Annotated in this window: 16 protein-coding genes; 6 read left to right on the top strand and 10 right to left on the bottom strand. The window is 38.6% G+C overall.

Going from position 1 to position 14726, the window contains the following annotated elements; all coding sequences use genetic code 11:
• Nucleotides 1-55 precede the first annotated feature (55 nt).
• The gene (gene ribA / locus WH390_RS06425; RefSeq protein WP_032115007.1) at nucleotides 56-658 is read right to left on the bottom strand and encodes a GTP cyclohydrolase II; all 603 of its coding nucleotides are present in this window, start codon (nucleotides 656-658) and stop codon (nucleotides 56-58) included.
• 544 nt (nucleotides 659-1202) lie between these two features.
• On the opposite strand from ribA, the gene WH390_RS06420 reads away from it, so the two are divergent.
• The 4 genes from WH390_RS06420 to yciH are packed head-to-tail and all read left to right on the top strand — an operon-like array spanning nucleotide 1203 to nucleotide 3795.
• Entirely contained in the window at nucleotides 1203-1520 is a 318-nt protein-coding gene (locus WH390_RS06420; RefSeq protein ID WP_032115008.1) for a LapA family protein, read from the top strand.
• Nucleotides 1521-1526: 6 nt separating this feature from the next.
• A complete protein-coding gene (gene lapB / locus WH390_RS06415) occupies nucleotides 1527-2696 on the top strand; it encodes a lipopolysaccharide assembly protein LapB (RefSeq protein WP_032115009.1) in 1170 nt (389 codons plus the stop codon).
• A 44-nt stretch (nucleotides 2697-2740) separates the two neighbouring features.
• Nucleotides 2741-3478 carry an orotidine-5'-phosphate decarboxylase gene (gene pyrF / locus WH390_RS06410; protein ID WP_032115010.1) on the top strand — a complete coding sequence of 246 codons (738 nt, stop codon included), beginning with the start codon at nucleotides 2741-2743 and terminating at the stop codon, nucleotides 3476-3478.
• Nucleotides 3466-3795 carry a stress response translation initiation inhibitor YciH gene (gene yciH / locus WH390_RS06405; protein ID WP_406850706.1) on the top strand — a complete coding sequence of 110 codons (330 nt, stop codon included), beginning with the start codon at nucleotides 3466-3468 and terminating at the stop codon, nucleotides 3793-3795. Before pyrF ends, yciH begins: the two co-directional genes overlap by 13 nt.
• Before the next feature lie 59 nt (nucleotides 3796-3854).
• Here the strand turns inward: yciH and osmB are convergent, their stop codons facing one another.
• The 9 genes from osmB to rsxA form a co-directional block, all read right to left on the bottom strand.
• Entirely contained in the window at nucleotides 3855-4076 is a 222-nt protein-coding gene (gene osmB / locus WH390_RS06400; RefSeq protein WP_032115012.1) for an osmotically-inducible lipoprotein OsmB, read from the bottom strand.
• A 158-nt stretch (nucleotides 4077-4234) separates the two neighbouring features.
• Nucleotides 4235-6184: an exoribonuclease II gene (locus tag WH390_RS06395; RefSeq protein WP_032115013.1), complete on the bottom strand. Its 1950-nt coding sequence runs from the start codon at nucleotides 6182-6184 to the stop codon at nucleotides 4235-4237.
• 140 nt (nucleotides 6185-6324) lie between these two features.
• A complete protein-coding gene (gene nth / locus WH390_RS06390; protein ID WP_032115014.1) occupies nucleotides 6325-6966 on the bottom strand; it encodes an endonuclease III in 642 nt (213 codons plus the stop codon).
• Nucleotides 6959-7693: an electron transport complex subunit E gene (locus tag WH390_RS06385; RefSeq protein ID WP_052044837.1), complete on the bottom strand. Its 735-nt coding sequence runs from the start codon at nucleotides 7691-7693 to the stop codon at nucleotides 6959-6961. The genes nth and WH390_RS06385 overlap by 8 nt, the downstream gene beginning before the upstream one ends.
• Before the next feature lie 5 nt (nucleotides 7694-7698).
• Nucleotides 7699-8325, bottom strand: a complete 627-nt coding sequence (rsxG, locus tag WH390_RS06380) for an electron transport complex subunit RsxG (protein ID WP_032115015.1) — start codon at nucleotides 8323-8325, stop codon at nucleotides 7699-7701.
• Between the two features lie 9 nt (nucleotides 8326-8334).
• Nucleotides 8335-9420 (bottom strand): electron transport complex subunit RsxD, encoded by a 1086-nt coding sequence (gene rsxD / locus WH390_RS06375; RefSeq protein ID WP_032115016.1) that lies wholly within the window; start codon nucleotides 9418-9420, stop codon nucleotides 8335-8337.
• A gap of 26 nt (nucleotides 9421-9446) precedes the next feature.
• Nucleotides 9447-11207, bottom strand: coding sequence for an electron transport complex subunit RsxC (gene rsxC / locus WH390_RS06370; protein ID WP_032115017.1), 1761 nt, complete (start codon nucleotides 11205-11207; stop codon nucleotides 9447-9449).
• Nucleotides 11200-11814, bottom strand: a complete 615-nt coding sequence (rsxB, locus tag WH390_RS06365; protein ID WP_032115018.1) for an electron transport complex subunit RsxB — start codon at nucleotides 11812-11814, stop codon at nucleotides 11200-11202. The genes rsxC and rsxB overlap by 8 nt, the downstream gene beginning before the upstream one ends.
• Nucleotides 11814-12395 carry an electron transport complex subunit RsxA gene (gene rsxA, locus WH390_RS06360; protein ID WP_032115019.1) on the bottom strand — a complete coding sequence of 194 codons (582 nt, stop codon included), beginning with the start codon at nucleotides 12393-12395 and terminating at the stop codon, nucleotides 11814-11816. Before rsxA ends, rsxB begins: the two co-directional genes overlap by 1 nt.
• A 252-nt stretch (nucleotides 12396-12647) precedes the next feature.
• On the opposite strand from rsxA, the gene WH390_RS06355 reads away from it, so the two are divergent.
• Nucleotides 12648-13694: an oxidoreductase gene (locus tag WH390_RS06355; protein WP_032115020.1), complete on the top strand. Its 1047-nt coding sequence runs from the start codon at nucleotides 12648-12650 to the stop codon at nucleotides 13692-13694.
• A 48-nt stretch (nucleotides 13695-13742) separates the two neighbouring features.
• Nucleotides 13743-14714 carry a bile acid:sodium symporter family protein gene (locus WH390_RS06350; RefSeq protein WP_032115021.1) on the top strand — a complete coding sequence of 324 codons (972 nt, stop codon included), beginning with the start codon at nucleotides 13743-13745 and terminating at the stop codon, nucleotides 14712-14714.
• Nucleotides 14715-14726 lie beyond the last annotated feature (12 nt).

The raw sequence follows: 14726 nt of genomic DNA, 5'->3' as shown, positions 1-14726 counted from the left end.
AACCATCAAAAACTGCTCTGTTAAAAGCAGACAGTTTTTGATAATAATTGATTGATTATTTTTTCGTATTATCAGATAGAATATGACCTAATTTGCTGGCTTTTGCATTGAGATAGTCACTATTTTTGGGATTACGACCAACAATGAGAGGAACTCGTTCAACGACATTGATTCCAGCTTCTTTCATAATTTCAAGTTTTTTAGGATTATTGGTTAATAATCTCACTTCATTTATCGCCAATAATTTATACATATCAGCACAGATAGTAAAATCACGTTCATCGGGTTTGAACCCGAGTTTTAAATTGGCCTCAACAGTATCCAGCCCCTGATCTTGCAGAGCATAGGCGCGGATTTTATTTAATAATCCGATGTTACGCCCCTCTTGACGATGGTATAGTAGTACTCCGCTACCTTCTTCGGCAATTTGTTTGAGTGCTGCTTCTAGTTGAAAACCACAATCACAACGTAAACTAAATAAGGCATCTCCAGTCAAACATTCCGAGTGAATACGGGAAAGAACGGGTTTTCCATCAGTGATATCACCATAAATAAGTGCGATATGATTATTACCATTAACAATTTCTTCAAAACCAACAAGTAGAAACTCACCAAAAGCAGTAGGTAATTTGGCTTCAGCTATACGTTTTAATTGCATAGTGTTATACATAATGAACGAAACTCTGGATTTAAAATTAAGGAAAAGCGCGTTAAAAAATAGTTAAATATAGTTATCAAATTATTTTTACCTATATATTTTACTAGGCTAGTGGATATCATCAGTAGATAAGTTTATGTTCATATTACTACAATATGATTATTAAAAAATTAACTATTTTAACTATAAGCACATTTTGTTTATTAATTTAGATTGAGGTTTGCTGATTGAGACCGGTGCTTAATATAAATAAATGTTCTGAGATTTTTTCATTTATTGAAAAAAATAGTCAGCAACACTAGTATTTCGTTAAATGGGATAAATTCAATAAGGAATTTTTTGATTAAAAATATTTTTGCTCCATTAACATGTTATAGGAAAATTTTTATGGTAACTCATTATGTTATCTACCATTGAAATGTTTATTTAAATAAAAAGGTGAGTGTTGATATAATTCACTTTCTTTATTGGGTTTAGATGCTAAGTTAGGCAACGAAAAGTGTTTCCAGCGCTTTTCTATCATTAAGCAACAATAGGAAAAAATGTGAAATATTTTTTAATTTTATTACTTGCTGTAGCCATTTTTATTGTTTCCGTGACACTTGGCTCAAGCAATAATCAGATAGTAACATTTAATTATTTGATTGCTAAAGGTGACTATCCAATATCGACATTACTAGCCGTCCTTTTTGCGGTTGGATTCTTGCTGGGTTGGCTTATTTGTGGGATGTTTTACGCTAAAACATTAATTTCATTATCAAATGCAAGACGTAAGATTAAACGTTTAGAAAGTCAATTAACCGAATCAACTCAAAGTGAACACGATACTAAAGTGGCAGTTGTTACAAATGAAAAAAGGTAATTTTTTATGTTAGAGCTGCTATTTCTGCTACTGCCTATTGCCGCTGCCTATGGTTGGTATATGGGACGCAGAAGTGCTCAACAAGATAAACAACAAAATGCTGATCGTTTATCCCGTGAATATGTAGCTGGTGTCAATTTCCTGCTATCTAATCAACAAGATAAAGCCGTTGATCTGTTTTTAGATATGCTTAAGGAAGATAGCCCGGCGTTTGAGGCTCATCTGACATTAGGCAATCTTTTCCGTTCAAGGGGGGAGATTGAACGGGCTATCCGTATTCATCAATCCTTATTTGAAAGTAACTCATTATCCTTTGAGCAGAAACTATTAGCCACACAGCAGCTTGGGCGAGATTATTTAGCAGCAGGAGTTTATGATCGGGCGCGAAATATTTTTTTGCAGCTAGTTGATGAGCAAGATTTTCGCTTTAGTGCGTTACAATCTTTACTTACTATTTATCAAGCAACTAGCGATTGGTATAAAGCAATCGAGGTTGCCGAAAAATTAGTCAAAATGGGCAATCCTCAATTTAAACAAGAAATAGCTCATTTTTATTGCGAACTGGCATTATTGGAGCTGAGTAGTGACGATCTTGATGGCGCATTTCTTTTACTAAATAAAGCCGCTCAATCAAATAAAAACGCTACTCGAGTTTCTATTATGAAAGGGCGCATTCATATCGCCCGAGCTGAATATGAAAAAGCCATTTCAGTACTTAAACAAGTTTTTGATCAAGATAGAGATTTAGTCAGTGAAACTTTAACCATGCTTTATGAATGTTATCATCATTTAGCGAATTGGCATGATTGGGAAGCTTATATCCAGCAATGTGTTGCTGGCGATTGCGGCGCAACTGCTCAGCTTTATCTGGCGGAAATAATTGAAAAAAGAAAAGGGCTAGAAAAAGCGCAAATATTTATTAAGCAGCAACTTGAACGTCATCCAACGATGCGATTGTTTTATAAACTGATCGATTATCATTTGGCAGACGCAGAAGAAGGCCGAGCAAAAGAGAGTCTGGAATTACTGCGCAATATGGTTGGCGAGCAAATCCGCTCTAAACCTGATTACCGTTGCCGCAAATGTGGTTTTACTACCCATTCTTTATATTGGTATTGTCCTTCATGCCGCTCTTGGGATACGATCAAACCAATAAAAGGCCTTGATGGTCAGTGACAACGTAACATATATTGCATTCATTAAATTTAAAAAGGTTAAAAATGATAGCCAGCACGCAAAATAAACTTCCTGTCTCTACTAATTCCCCGGTTATTGTTGCATTAGATTATCATGATCTGGCTAAGGTATTATCTTTTGTTGATAACCTCAGCCCGCAGGATTGCCGCCTGAAAGTGGGTATGCAGATGTTTACTTTATATGGCCCACAATTTATTCAAACTTTACATAACCGAGGGTTTCAGGTTTTTTTGGATTTGAAATTTCATGATATTCCTAATACGGTGGCGCAAGCTGTTAAAGCAGCGGCGGAAATCGGGGTTTGGATGGTTAATGTACATGCCAGTGGTGGGGTCAGAATGATGATGGCGGCTAAAGAGGCACTAGTTGAATATGGTAAAGATGCTCCACTATTGATTGCGGTTACCATATTAACCAGTATGGAACAAGCGGATCTGCACCAGATTGGTATTACACAACTGCCGGCTGATCGCGCCTTGCAGCTAGCAAAATTAGCCAAGGAGTGTGAGTTGAATGGTGTAGTCTGTTCAGCACACGAAGTAGCAACACTGAAATCAGCTTGTGGTAGCGATTTCTTATCAATTACGCCAGGCATTCGCCCCATTGGTGCAGAAGCCTATGATCAGCGGAGAATTATGACGCCAGAGCAGGCTATTAATGTTGGAGTTGATTATATGGTTATTGGTCGTCCTATTACCCATAGTGCCGATCCAGTGTTAACGCTGGCGCAAATTAATCGTTCAATTGGATGGATAACATGAGTGACTCGCGTTTAGTTTATTCGACGGAAACTGGCAGAATAGTTGAAGTAGAAAAAAAATCAGTACCAACCAAAGGCGACGGTATAGTTCGTATCAGACGTGAAAGCTCAGGCCGAAAAGGCAAGGGCGTTTGTGTTATTACTGGCTTGGATTTGAATAAAGATCAATTAATGATGCTTGCTGCTGAATTAAAGAAAAAATGTGGTTCAGGCGGAGCAATCAAACAAGGCAATATTGAGATCCAGGGTGATAAACGCGAGCTTATTAAGCAATTATTAGAAGCTAAGGGAATGAAAGTTAAACTGGCCGGCGGTTAATCATATTTATAAATAAAGCCAGATAATTAACTGGCTCTATTATGGTTTGTTGGGCGCGATTATTTCTTACCGACTTGGTGACCAATTAGGCCACCAATAGCAGCACCACCTACCGTACCTAATCCACTACCTTCAGTCAGAATAGCACCACCTACTGCCCCTATGCCAGCACCGATAGCGGTATTTTTGTCGCGTTTTGACATATTAGAGCAGGCTGTAATAGACATGAGGGAAATGACAGATATTAACATCAGTAATGTGTGTTTTTTTGAACTCTTCATTCTTCTATCCTATTGATATAATCAATTAAATTCAAATTAACCTAGATAGCAACTTTTTTTAATCAGATTTTTCGGCAAGCTAAATGAAATTGCAAAAATAATAAAGCCGCTATTCTGTACAGATAGCTTATTATCAGTAAGCTATCTGTGAAATGTCCTTAGGATACCAGTCGTGCAATAATATTGCGGGTTTCCATTCGAACTTCTTCAAGTTGAACATTAATCACATCGTTAAGTTTATGAACAGCAACACCTTTAATAATTATAGCGCCAGCTTCTTGACTACACTGTATTTCTTCTCGCACAGAATGGATAAAAGGTGCCGGAATAAAGGCATTGGCGCCATTGTCGGTTAAACGGATCCGGAGCCCACCTCGCGTAATGTCGGTTATTTCAGCAGCAAAAATAGTGTTAGTTTTGGCGAAAGGTTTTAGATAACGCGCATATAACCAGTCACCGACATCGCGTTCAGCTAAACGATTAGCGCGCTTGCGATCAGTAATTTTTGCCATCAAAGTTTCAGAAGGTTTTGTGATATTATGCTGCTCATTATTGATTATGGCTTTTAAAAAGCGGTGATTGATGATATCTGTATACTTGCGGATAGGGGATGTCCAGGTTGCATAGGCATCAAATCCCAAACCATAATGGGCAGCTGGCGTAGCTTTAATTTCAGCAAAAGCTTGAAAACGGCGTATTCGACTATCTAGAAATTTAGTGGGTTGGTCATCTAATAAACGCCGTAAACGACAAAATCCTTCAAGTGTTAACAGTGTTTGGGCATTTTGTTCGATATCATGTTCTTGCAAAATGGCAACAACGTTATCAATTTGACTGGGTTCAAAGCCATTATGAACATTAAAAATACCGGTTGCTAATTTATCTTTTAATACTTTTGTTGCACAAAGATTGGCTGCAATCATCGCTTCTTCGACGATACGATTAGCAATCCGCCGTTTCTCTGCCAATATATTCGTGACATTACCATTCTCATCAAGTACAAAGCGATAATCAGGACGCTCTTTAAATACTAATGCATGAGTTAGGCGCCAGGCGGCCCGTTTTTCGCACATTTCATTGAGCAATAAAATTTGCTGTTTGATAATTTCATTTTCGGGTTGCCATTTATCTTGCTGCTGTTCTAGCCAGTCAGAGACATCATCGTATACCAATTTATTTTTTGATTCGACCCATGCCAGGCAAAATTGAATATTATCAGCCAATTGTCCATCTTGTTTAATATCAAATTGACAGACTAGTGCAGGGCGGCGCTCATTAGGACGCAGAGAACACAAATTATCTGATAATTCACGTGGCAACATCGGAATATTGAAGCCAGGTAGGTAATTGGTATAGCAACGTTGTTGGGCAATGGTATCTAACTCACTGTTTACCGGGATATAACTGGTAGGATCGGCAATAGCAACAAATATACGCAATTGATCATCGCCAATACGCTCTATATAAAGCGCATCATCCATATCTTCGGTACTGGCACTGTCAATGGTAATAAAGTTGAGGTGAGTGAGATCAAGGCGTTCTGCTGTCTGCTCCTCAATGGTACAATTTTGCATTTCCGGCGCTTCGCGCTCTAATTGATGCCGACTCAATGTTACCCACCAAGGAGCAAAATGGTCATCGCCATGGGTAATATATTGGATTATTTCTGCTTGAAATCCGCCTTGATTTTTTAATGGATGACGACGGATTTCTGCTATTACCCAATCATCTTGCATCAAATCATTAGCTAGATGTTGCGCCGGACGACAAAAAATATTTTCTTTTAATACTGGGTGATCGGGTTTTACATAAAGCCGATTATCATTATTTCTTTTTTGAATACGTCCTACAAATCGGGTAAGAAAGGGCTCAATTAATTGTTCTGGTTCAACAATTTCACGATCTTTATTTGTGTGAATGGTGGCGATAATTCGATCACCATGCATTACTTTTTTCATTTGTGGCGGTGGAATGAAATAAGTTTTCGTTCCATCGACCTCAAGAAAACCAAAACCTTTTTCGGTACTTTTGACAATCCCTTCAACACGAGGCGTTTGGGCATGTAATTGCTGTTTTAGCTGCGCTAGCAGCGGGTTATCTTGAAACATACTATCCGTATTTGCGTCGTTAAATTAAAATTTACCCACATTTTGCTCAAGTTGAGTGCTATGGGCAAGCAGAATAATAATATTTGTCACTTCAATAAATGGCATATATAAAGTTGTCTTGAAAATCCGTTAGTTAATCGTTAGGTTGTGGGGTATTGTTTGTCGTTAAATTCACATAAATCTTCAATAATACAAGAGCCACAGCGCGGCTTTCTGGCAATACACGTGTAACGGCCATGTAGTATAAACCAATGGTGGCAATCCACTTTAAATTCAATCGGTACTACTTTGATTAACTTTTGTTCAACCTCGATAACACTCTTACCTGGGGCAAAATTCGTGCGATTACAAACGCGAAAAATATGGGTATCAACAGCAATTGTTGGCCAGCCGAAGGCGGTGTTCAATACCACATTTGCCGTTTTGCGGCCGACACCGGGTAAGGATTCCAAGGCTTCGCGATTTTCTGGCACCTGGCTATTATATTTATCAATTAATATCTGACAGGTTTTAATAATATTTTCAGCTTTGGTATTAAATAAGCCAATTGTTTTTATGTAATGCTTTATTTCATTGATGCCTAGGGCTAGCATTTTTTCAGCGGTATTTGCAATCGGGTAGAGTTTTGCCGTTGCTTTATTGACACTAATATCGGTAGCTTGAGCGGAAAGTAATACAGAAATAAGTAATTCAAAAGGCGAATTAAAAACAAGCTCCGTTGTTGGTGTTGGATTATTGTCACGTAAGCGAGTCAGAATGTCTATCCGCTTTTGTTTATTCATATTTTATTTGCTCTCGATCCTTGGCTAAATGATTTTTATTGGGGAAAGCCGCCGATTTTACCGCAGATTGCTGTTGTTTGTGACTAATATATTTTTTTACTTTTTCATCGATTAAATATTTACCTGCTAGCATCAAACCTAATCCAATGAAAGCCCCTGGGGGTAATATAGCTAATAAAAAGGGAGAATTAAGATGAATAACTTCAATACGTAATATTTTCGCCCATTCTCCTAACAGCAAATCTGCACCATCAAACAGCGTACCATTACCTAAAATTTCTCGCATGGCACCTAAAAAAAACAGTGCTATCGTGGCACCCGCTCCCATCGCTAAGCCATCAATTGCTGAGTTATAGACATTATTTTTGGCGGCGTAAGCTTCAGCTCGCCCAATAACAATACAGTTAGTAACAATCAGCGGAATAAAAATACCCAAAGATTGATATAAATCAAAAGCATAGGCGTTAATTAACATCTGCACAGAGGAGACGACCGATGCGATAATCATTACATAGATTGGAATACGTATTTCGCTTGGGATCCAATGACGAAAAGTTGAGACGGTAATATTAGTGAAAAACAGCACTAATGTTGTTGCCAGTCCCAATCCTAACGCATTGGTGGCTGTCGAAGAAACCGCTAGCAACGGGCACATACCTAATAATTGAACCAGTGCTGAATTGTTTTTCCATAATCCTTGGATAAAAAGTTTCTTAGTTTCATTCATGGTAATTAATTTGCGCATGCTGGATAAGTTGATAATTTTTGCGGCACCGACTGTATAAACCAGGCAGCACGCTTAGTGGCATTAATAACTGCTCTTGGTGTAATGGTGGCACCAGTAAATTGGTCAAAATCGCCGCCATCTTTTTTTACCGCCCAATGGGGACTATGTTCTGAGTCAATTTTTTTACCTGAGAAATAGTTGATCCAATTTGAAATACGAATATCAATTTTATCACCTAATCCAGGTGTTTCATGATGTTCAGTTACACGAACACCAAGCACTTTACCATGAAAATCGGCTGCGACTAGCAATTTTATTGCTCCTGAGTAACCATCTGGTGCGATACTTTCTATGATGGCAGCAATCGGTTTTCCCTCTTTTCTGGCAATATAGAGATGATGGGGCAGTTCGCTACCTAATGCTTCATTTTTACTTACTAAGTAACACTCTTTGGTTAAATTATTATCATAAAATTCAGGAGCAATAATTTGATCAAACAGTTTTTGTTGTTGGATAAGTAGCTGGTTATTAATGGTACTTTTGGTGATGGTATAAACCACTGCTGTCAGTCCAGTGGTAGCGGCAGCAAAAACAGCCAATATCAAGCCATGATGTCTAATGGATTTTAGCATAACCACTCCTTATTTATGGCCATAAACACGCGGCTGGCTATAGTGATCAATCAGCGGTACAGCGATATTGGCCAGTAATACCGCAAAAGCAACAGCATCAGGATAACCACCATAAACACGAATAATCCAAATTAATAATCCAATCATTGCACCATAAATAAGACGACCACGCGGTGTAGTTGCCGCCGTAACTGGATCAGTGGCGATAAAAAAGGCACCAAGCATGGTTGCTCCTGAAAACAGATGTATCATAGGAGAAGCGTATTGTGATGGCATAATAAGCCAGCTCAATAATGAGCAGGATATTAGCGTGGCTAAAAATGCCAGCGGAATTTGCCAGCTGATTATTCGGCGATAAAGCATAATAATGCCACCAAACAGATAAGCAATATTAACCCATTGCCAACCGATGCCAGCTAAAGAACCTTGTAAAATAGGTTGTTGCAGTATTTGGCTAATTGAGTGTGTTAGTAAACCCGTTTTAAAGCTATCGAGTGGTGTCGCTTGAGTTACACCATCAAAACCTAACGTTAATTGATTTAAAGTTGCTCCTGTATCGGTATGGCCGAAAAAAATGACTTGTAGGCTAGCTAAAGTATCGGCATGGATCGATTGAAGCTCTGTCGGCGGTAACCAACTTGTCATTTGAACAGGAAATGAAATCAATAATACCACATAACCTACCATGGCTGGATTAAATGGATTTTGGCCTAATCCGCCATAGATGTGTTTAGCTATTAATATGGCAAAGGCCGTACCTAAAACTACCAGCCACCAGGGTGATAATGGTGGAATACTAATAGCCAATAATAAGGCGGTTACTAAGGCGGAATTATCTTTTAAATGGGTTATAACCGGTAATTTTCGTAGCTGTAAAGCTGCGGCCTCACAAATAAATGCGGTTATGATAGCGAGTAAAATTTGGTAAATCGTTCCACTACCAAAAAAGTAAATTTGGCAGGCAATACCGGGAATGGCAGCAATAACAACCCACAGCATGAGTTTACTGGTACTTTGGTTTTCATGCGTAAAGGGTGAAGTCGTCATTTTTAATCGGTTGACCCGACTATTAGTCGGTATTGGTCTGAATTTCATTTTTCAGCTCATATATTGTTCAATTATTAGGGAGTTTTACTCTGCGCATCACGTTTGGCTTTAGCCCGAGCAATAGCGGCGGCAACGGCCGCTTTACGTGGATCAACTGGCTGCGGCTCGCTTGTTGTTTCTGTTGTTACAGCTGATTGGCTTTCGGCTGCTTGTCTGGCAGTTTGAATAGCGCGCAGTTGGGTTTTTCTGGCTTGACGCGCTTCAATCGCTGCTTGGTTATTCAATGGTTCAGTTCTACTATTGTCAGCCTGATTTTTTTGTGCATTAATTCGCATTAATGCAGCATTAATAGCGTCTTTGTCGGTTGCTTCGGGCTTAACCGCCGCTTGATTATGCCGTTGCTGACGCAGAATTTTTTCTCGTTCAAGCCGGCTTTTTTTAGCCTCAAACCGTTGCTTAGCATCCGATGTACGTTGTTTTTCTTGAGTAATAGCTTTAATTTCAGCCTTTTCTTGTCGATAGTATTGGACCAGTGGAATATTACTTGGGCAAACATAAGCACAAGCACCACATTCTATGCAATCGGATAAATTATATTGTTCCGCTTTTTCATGCTCCTGTCCTCGACTAAACCAATAAAGCTGTTGCGGTAATAAATTAGCTGGACAAGCTTGGGTACAAAGACCACAGCGAATGCAAGCTTCTTCAATATTAGGTTCACCGATTTCTGTTATGGTAGGAGCAAGGATACAGTTGCTAATTTTAACAATAGGTGTGGTTAAATCAGACAAAGTAAAGCCCATTAGTGGCCCTCCCATAATAACCATTTGCTCTGATTGTGGCACCAGACCGACCTGTTGTAATAGAAAATTGATCGGGGTACCCAAACGAACCCAATAATTACCAGGCTTTTGTATAGCATCGCCGGTTAATGTAACCACCCGTTCAATTAATGGTTCTCCATCGATAATGGCTCGTTTAATCGCAAACACAGTACCAACATTTTGCATCAATATACCAATGAACGAAGAGTGAACGCCGCTGGGTATCTCCTTGCCGGTTAATATCTTAGTTAATTGTTTAGCGCCGCCTGAAGGATACTTTGTTGGGATCACTCGTAATTTAATCATAGCTTGTTGGCCTAAAAGTGCTTCTTTTAAGGCGGCTATTGCTGCGGGCTTATTATCTTCAATACCAATCAGGACTTCTTTCGGTTTTAAAATATGTATCAGTATCAGTATACCTTCGATAATTTCATCAGCATGCTCCTGCATTAATCGATCATCGGCGGTTATATAAGGTTCACACTCTGCGGCATTGATAATTAACGTATTAATTAACTTATTGCCATTTTTCAACTTTATTGCCGTCGGAAAGCCTGCGCCGCCTAATCCTGCTATACCGGCTTGCTCAATATGTGACAATAAGACTTTGGCAGAATATTGTAAGTAGTTGGGTAGAGGTTTGCGCTCACACCATTGATCTTTACTATCTGGCTGTAACCGAATACAAAGCTCTTTTAGGCCGGAGGGGTGTGCGGTTATATGGGGGGCTATGTCAGTAATAGTACCTGAAGTCGTAGCATGGACAGGGATCTGACGATCACAACCTTTAGTTAATGCTTGTCCTTTTAAAACATAGTCATTGGTTTTAACAATGATATCACCCGCTGAGCCTACATGTTGCTGAATAGGAATAATCAATTCATTAGCTAAAGGGAGCGTAACTAACGGAACTTGGCTTGATTGTATTTTCATTTCAGGCGGATGTATGCCACCTGAAAAAGACCAAATTTTTTCTTTATTTGACGTAAGTTTTTTGAAAAAGTTAAACATTTGCTTGCTCCTTGCTAGCAAATGTAACGGTCGGAGTTGAGTTCGATGATGTAGTAATATTTTTTACTGGAATAGTGGTGAGATCCCATTTCCAGTTTTTGATGGTGGTTTTTATTGGTAGCATCGTAATACAGTCTGTTGGGCAAGGGGCAACACAAAGATCACAACCGGTACAGAGATCTTCTACCACTGTATGCATAGCGCGCGTTGCTCCAATAATTGCATCAACGGGGCAAGCCTGAATACATTTAGTGCAGCCAATACAGTTGGCTTCATCAATAAAAGCAACTTTTCGTTCCGGGGTTAATTTATCTTCATCAAGCGCTTGTGGCTCTACATTAAGTAATTCGGCAATTTTTAACATAGCTTGTTCGCCGCCGGGCGCGCACTTATTTATGGTTTCACCATTATTGGCAATTGCTTCGGCATATGGGCGACAACCTGGATAGCCACATTGGCCACACTGGCTTTGTGGTAAAATATGATCAATTTTTTCTACTATTGGATCGTCTTCTACTTTAAAGCGAAGCGCGGCAAATCCTAAAATAAGACCAAAAATAAGGCCAAATCCGGCAATAACACCGATTGCAATTAATAAAGTACTCATTAGAATTTTACCAAACCACTAAATCCCATAAATGCTAAAGACATTAGGCCGGCTGTAATGAGACCAATCGATGAACCGCGAAAGGGAGCCGGAACATTTGCCACTGCGATACGTTCACGGATAGCAGAAAATAGCACCATTACTAAAGAAAATCCTACTGCAGCAGCAAAACCGTAAACGGCAGATTGTAAAAAATTATGTGATTGATTGATATTCAATAAAGCGACACCAAGAACTGCACAGTTTGTGGTAATTAACGGTAAAAAAATACCTAAAAGACGGTATAGTGTCGGGCTGGTTTTGCGTACCACCATTTCAGTAAATTGAACAACAACAGCAATAACTAATATAAAGCTTAAAGTACGTAAATAGATTAAATCTAACGGTATTAGAACCAATGTATCCATTAGCCATGAACAGATGGATGCTAAAGTCATCACAAATGTTGTAGCAAATCCCATACCAATAGCGGTTTCTAGTTTTTTAGAAACCCCCATAAAAGGGCATAAGCCAAGAAATTTTACCAGCACGAAATTATTTACCAAAACGGTAGCGATAAATAATAAAAAATAATCTGTCATCTAAACGCCTAAATTTTTTATTTAGTCAGTCGAAGTTGTAAACCTAAATGGTCGGCTATGATAGCAACTGATAGTTATATAGGTTATCGATCTTGTGTGAAAGTCAATTTTAGTCAGTTAATGATTTTTAAGAAAATGAAAAATAGTGATTGCAGCTAAAAAATAAAAAGGTACGCTAAATAATATGCATCGGCTGGTCTGGTTGTAATATATGGTTTTAAGTTTGACATGTCATTTTTTTAAGGGGTAGTTATGAATAAACCGATTAAGGTTGGTTTGATTGGTTACGGTTTTGCCGGTAAAACCTTTCATGTTCCTTTTATTACCACAATAGAAGGATTTCAATTATCAGCTATTGTAAGTAGTGATGAACAAAAAGTAAAAAAAGATTGGCCTAATGTCCCTGTTTTTGCTTCACTTGAACAACTTTTGGCTGAGCAGCCAGAAGTCTCTTTGATTGTTATTCCAACACCAAATAAAACTCATTTCCCATTGGCTAAACAAGCACTCGAAGCCGGTAAACATGTAATCGTCGATAAACCGTTTACCTTGACTGTGCAAGAAGCTGTAACGTTAAATCAATTAGCGCAAACAAAAGGTAAGTTATTATCTGTTTATCACAATCGCCGCTGGGACTCAGGTTTTTTAACGGTGAAATCGTTGCTAGAAAATCAAATATTGGGTGAGCTAAAATATTATGAATCGCATTTTGATCGTTATCGGCCTGATGTGCGTCAACGGTGGCGAGAGTCAAAAGAGGTGGGCAGTGGTCTATGGTATGATTTGGCGCCTCACATGCTTGATCAAGTATTGCAACTTTTTGGCCAACCTAAATCGATTTTTGCCGATATAGCAATGATCCGGCCACAAGCTGAAGCGGTTGATTATTTTCATGTTTGCTTAAATTATCCAACCTTAAAGGTTGTTTTACATGCCACCACCATCGCAGCAGCTGAGTCGCCGATATATCTACTACATGGTATGGAAGGTAGTTATGTAAAATATGGTCTCGATCCACAAGAAGAGTGTTTAAAAGCAGGGCAATTACCAACAGCAAAAGATTGGGGTAAGGATAGTCACGATGGAAATGTGACGTTGTCACAAAATGGTGAGCTAATCGTTAAGCCATTAGAAACTAAACCGGGTAATTATGGTCACTATTATCGTGCTATTCGTCAGGCAATTACTAATGATGCACCTAATCCAGTTAGCGCCGAAGAAGCTATTTTGGTGATGAAATTGATTGAAGCGGGAATCGAGTCGGCAAAAATGCAACACACAGTAGAGCTGGCGCTTTAATTTTATTCATTTTGTCTATTCATATTTTTAAATATTAAAGGAAGCGTTATGTGTTGGTGGCGTCGTTTACAAATTGATTATTTTTTGCTGTTTATGTTAATGACTATCATGCTTGCTTCCTTTTTTCCTTGTCAAGGTAAGGTGAAAATCGTCTTTCAACATTTAACGACTATAGCCATTGCGTTACTTTTTTTTCTCCATGGCGCAAAACTTTCACGCCAGGCTATTTTTGCCGGTATCGGTCATTGGCGATTACATCTGCTAATTTTTTGCAGTACCTTTATTTTGTTTCCGATTATTGGCTTAGCGTTAAAGCCGTTAGTACCTGAGTGGATGTCACCGACTGTTTATATCGGATTTCTTTACCTTTGCGCCTTACCTGCGACAGTGCAGCCTGCGATTGCGTTTACTTCTGTTGCCGGCGGCAATATTGCCGCTGCCATTTGTAGTGCATCAGCTTCCAGTTTGTTAGGGGTATTTTTGTCGCCAATATTAGTCAGTTTCTTAATAGATATTGATAATCATCAACAGATTGAGCTGTTGTCAAATATTGGTGCTATTTTATTGCAAATTATGCTGCCATTTATATTAGGTCATTTACTCAGGCCGTTACTGGTACAATGGATTAATCGCTATCGAAAATTAATTACTATTTCTGATCGTTCATCTATTTTATTAGTGGTTTATGTCGCTTTTAGTGAGGCGGTTATTGAAGGGATATGGTATAAAGTTGATGGCTGGTCGCTATTAATGATTGCGATTGTTAGCGGTTTTTTACTTGCTATAGTGATTTTATTTAATATTTACACCGCTCGTTATTTTGGTTTTAGTAAAGCCGATGAGATCACAATAGTATTTTGTGGCTCTAAGAAAAGTTTAGTTAATGGTGTCCCTATGGCTAATATACTTTTTCCTGCTCATCTAGTTGGTATTATTTTACTGCCGGTGATGATTTTTCATCAAATTCAATTAATGGTATGTGCGCTATTGGCACAACGCTACGCTAAAAAAAGTCGTTAACATGAAAATTAT

Source organism: Candidatus Arsenophonus nilaparvatae (genome assembly GCF_045346035.1).
Taxonomy (GTDB): Bacteria; Pseudomonadota; Gammaproteobacteria; order Enterobacterales; family Enterobacteriaceae; genus Arsenophonus; species Arsenophonus nilaparvatae.
This window is presented reverse-complemented; position numbering and strand designations above follow the sequence as displayed.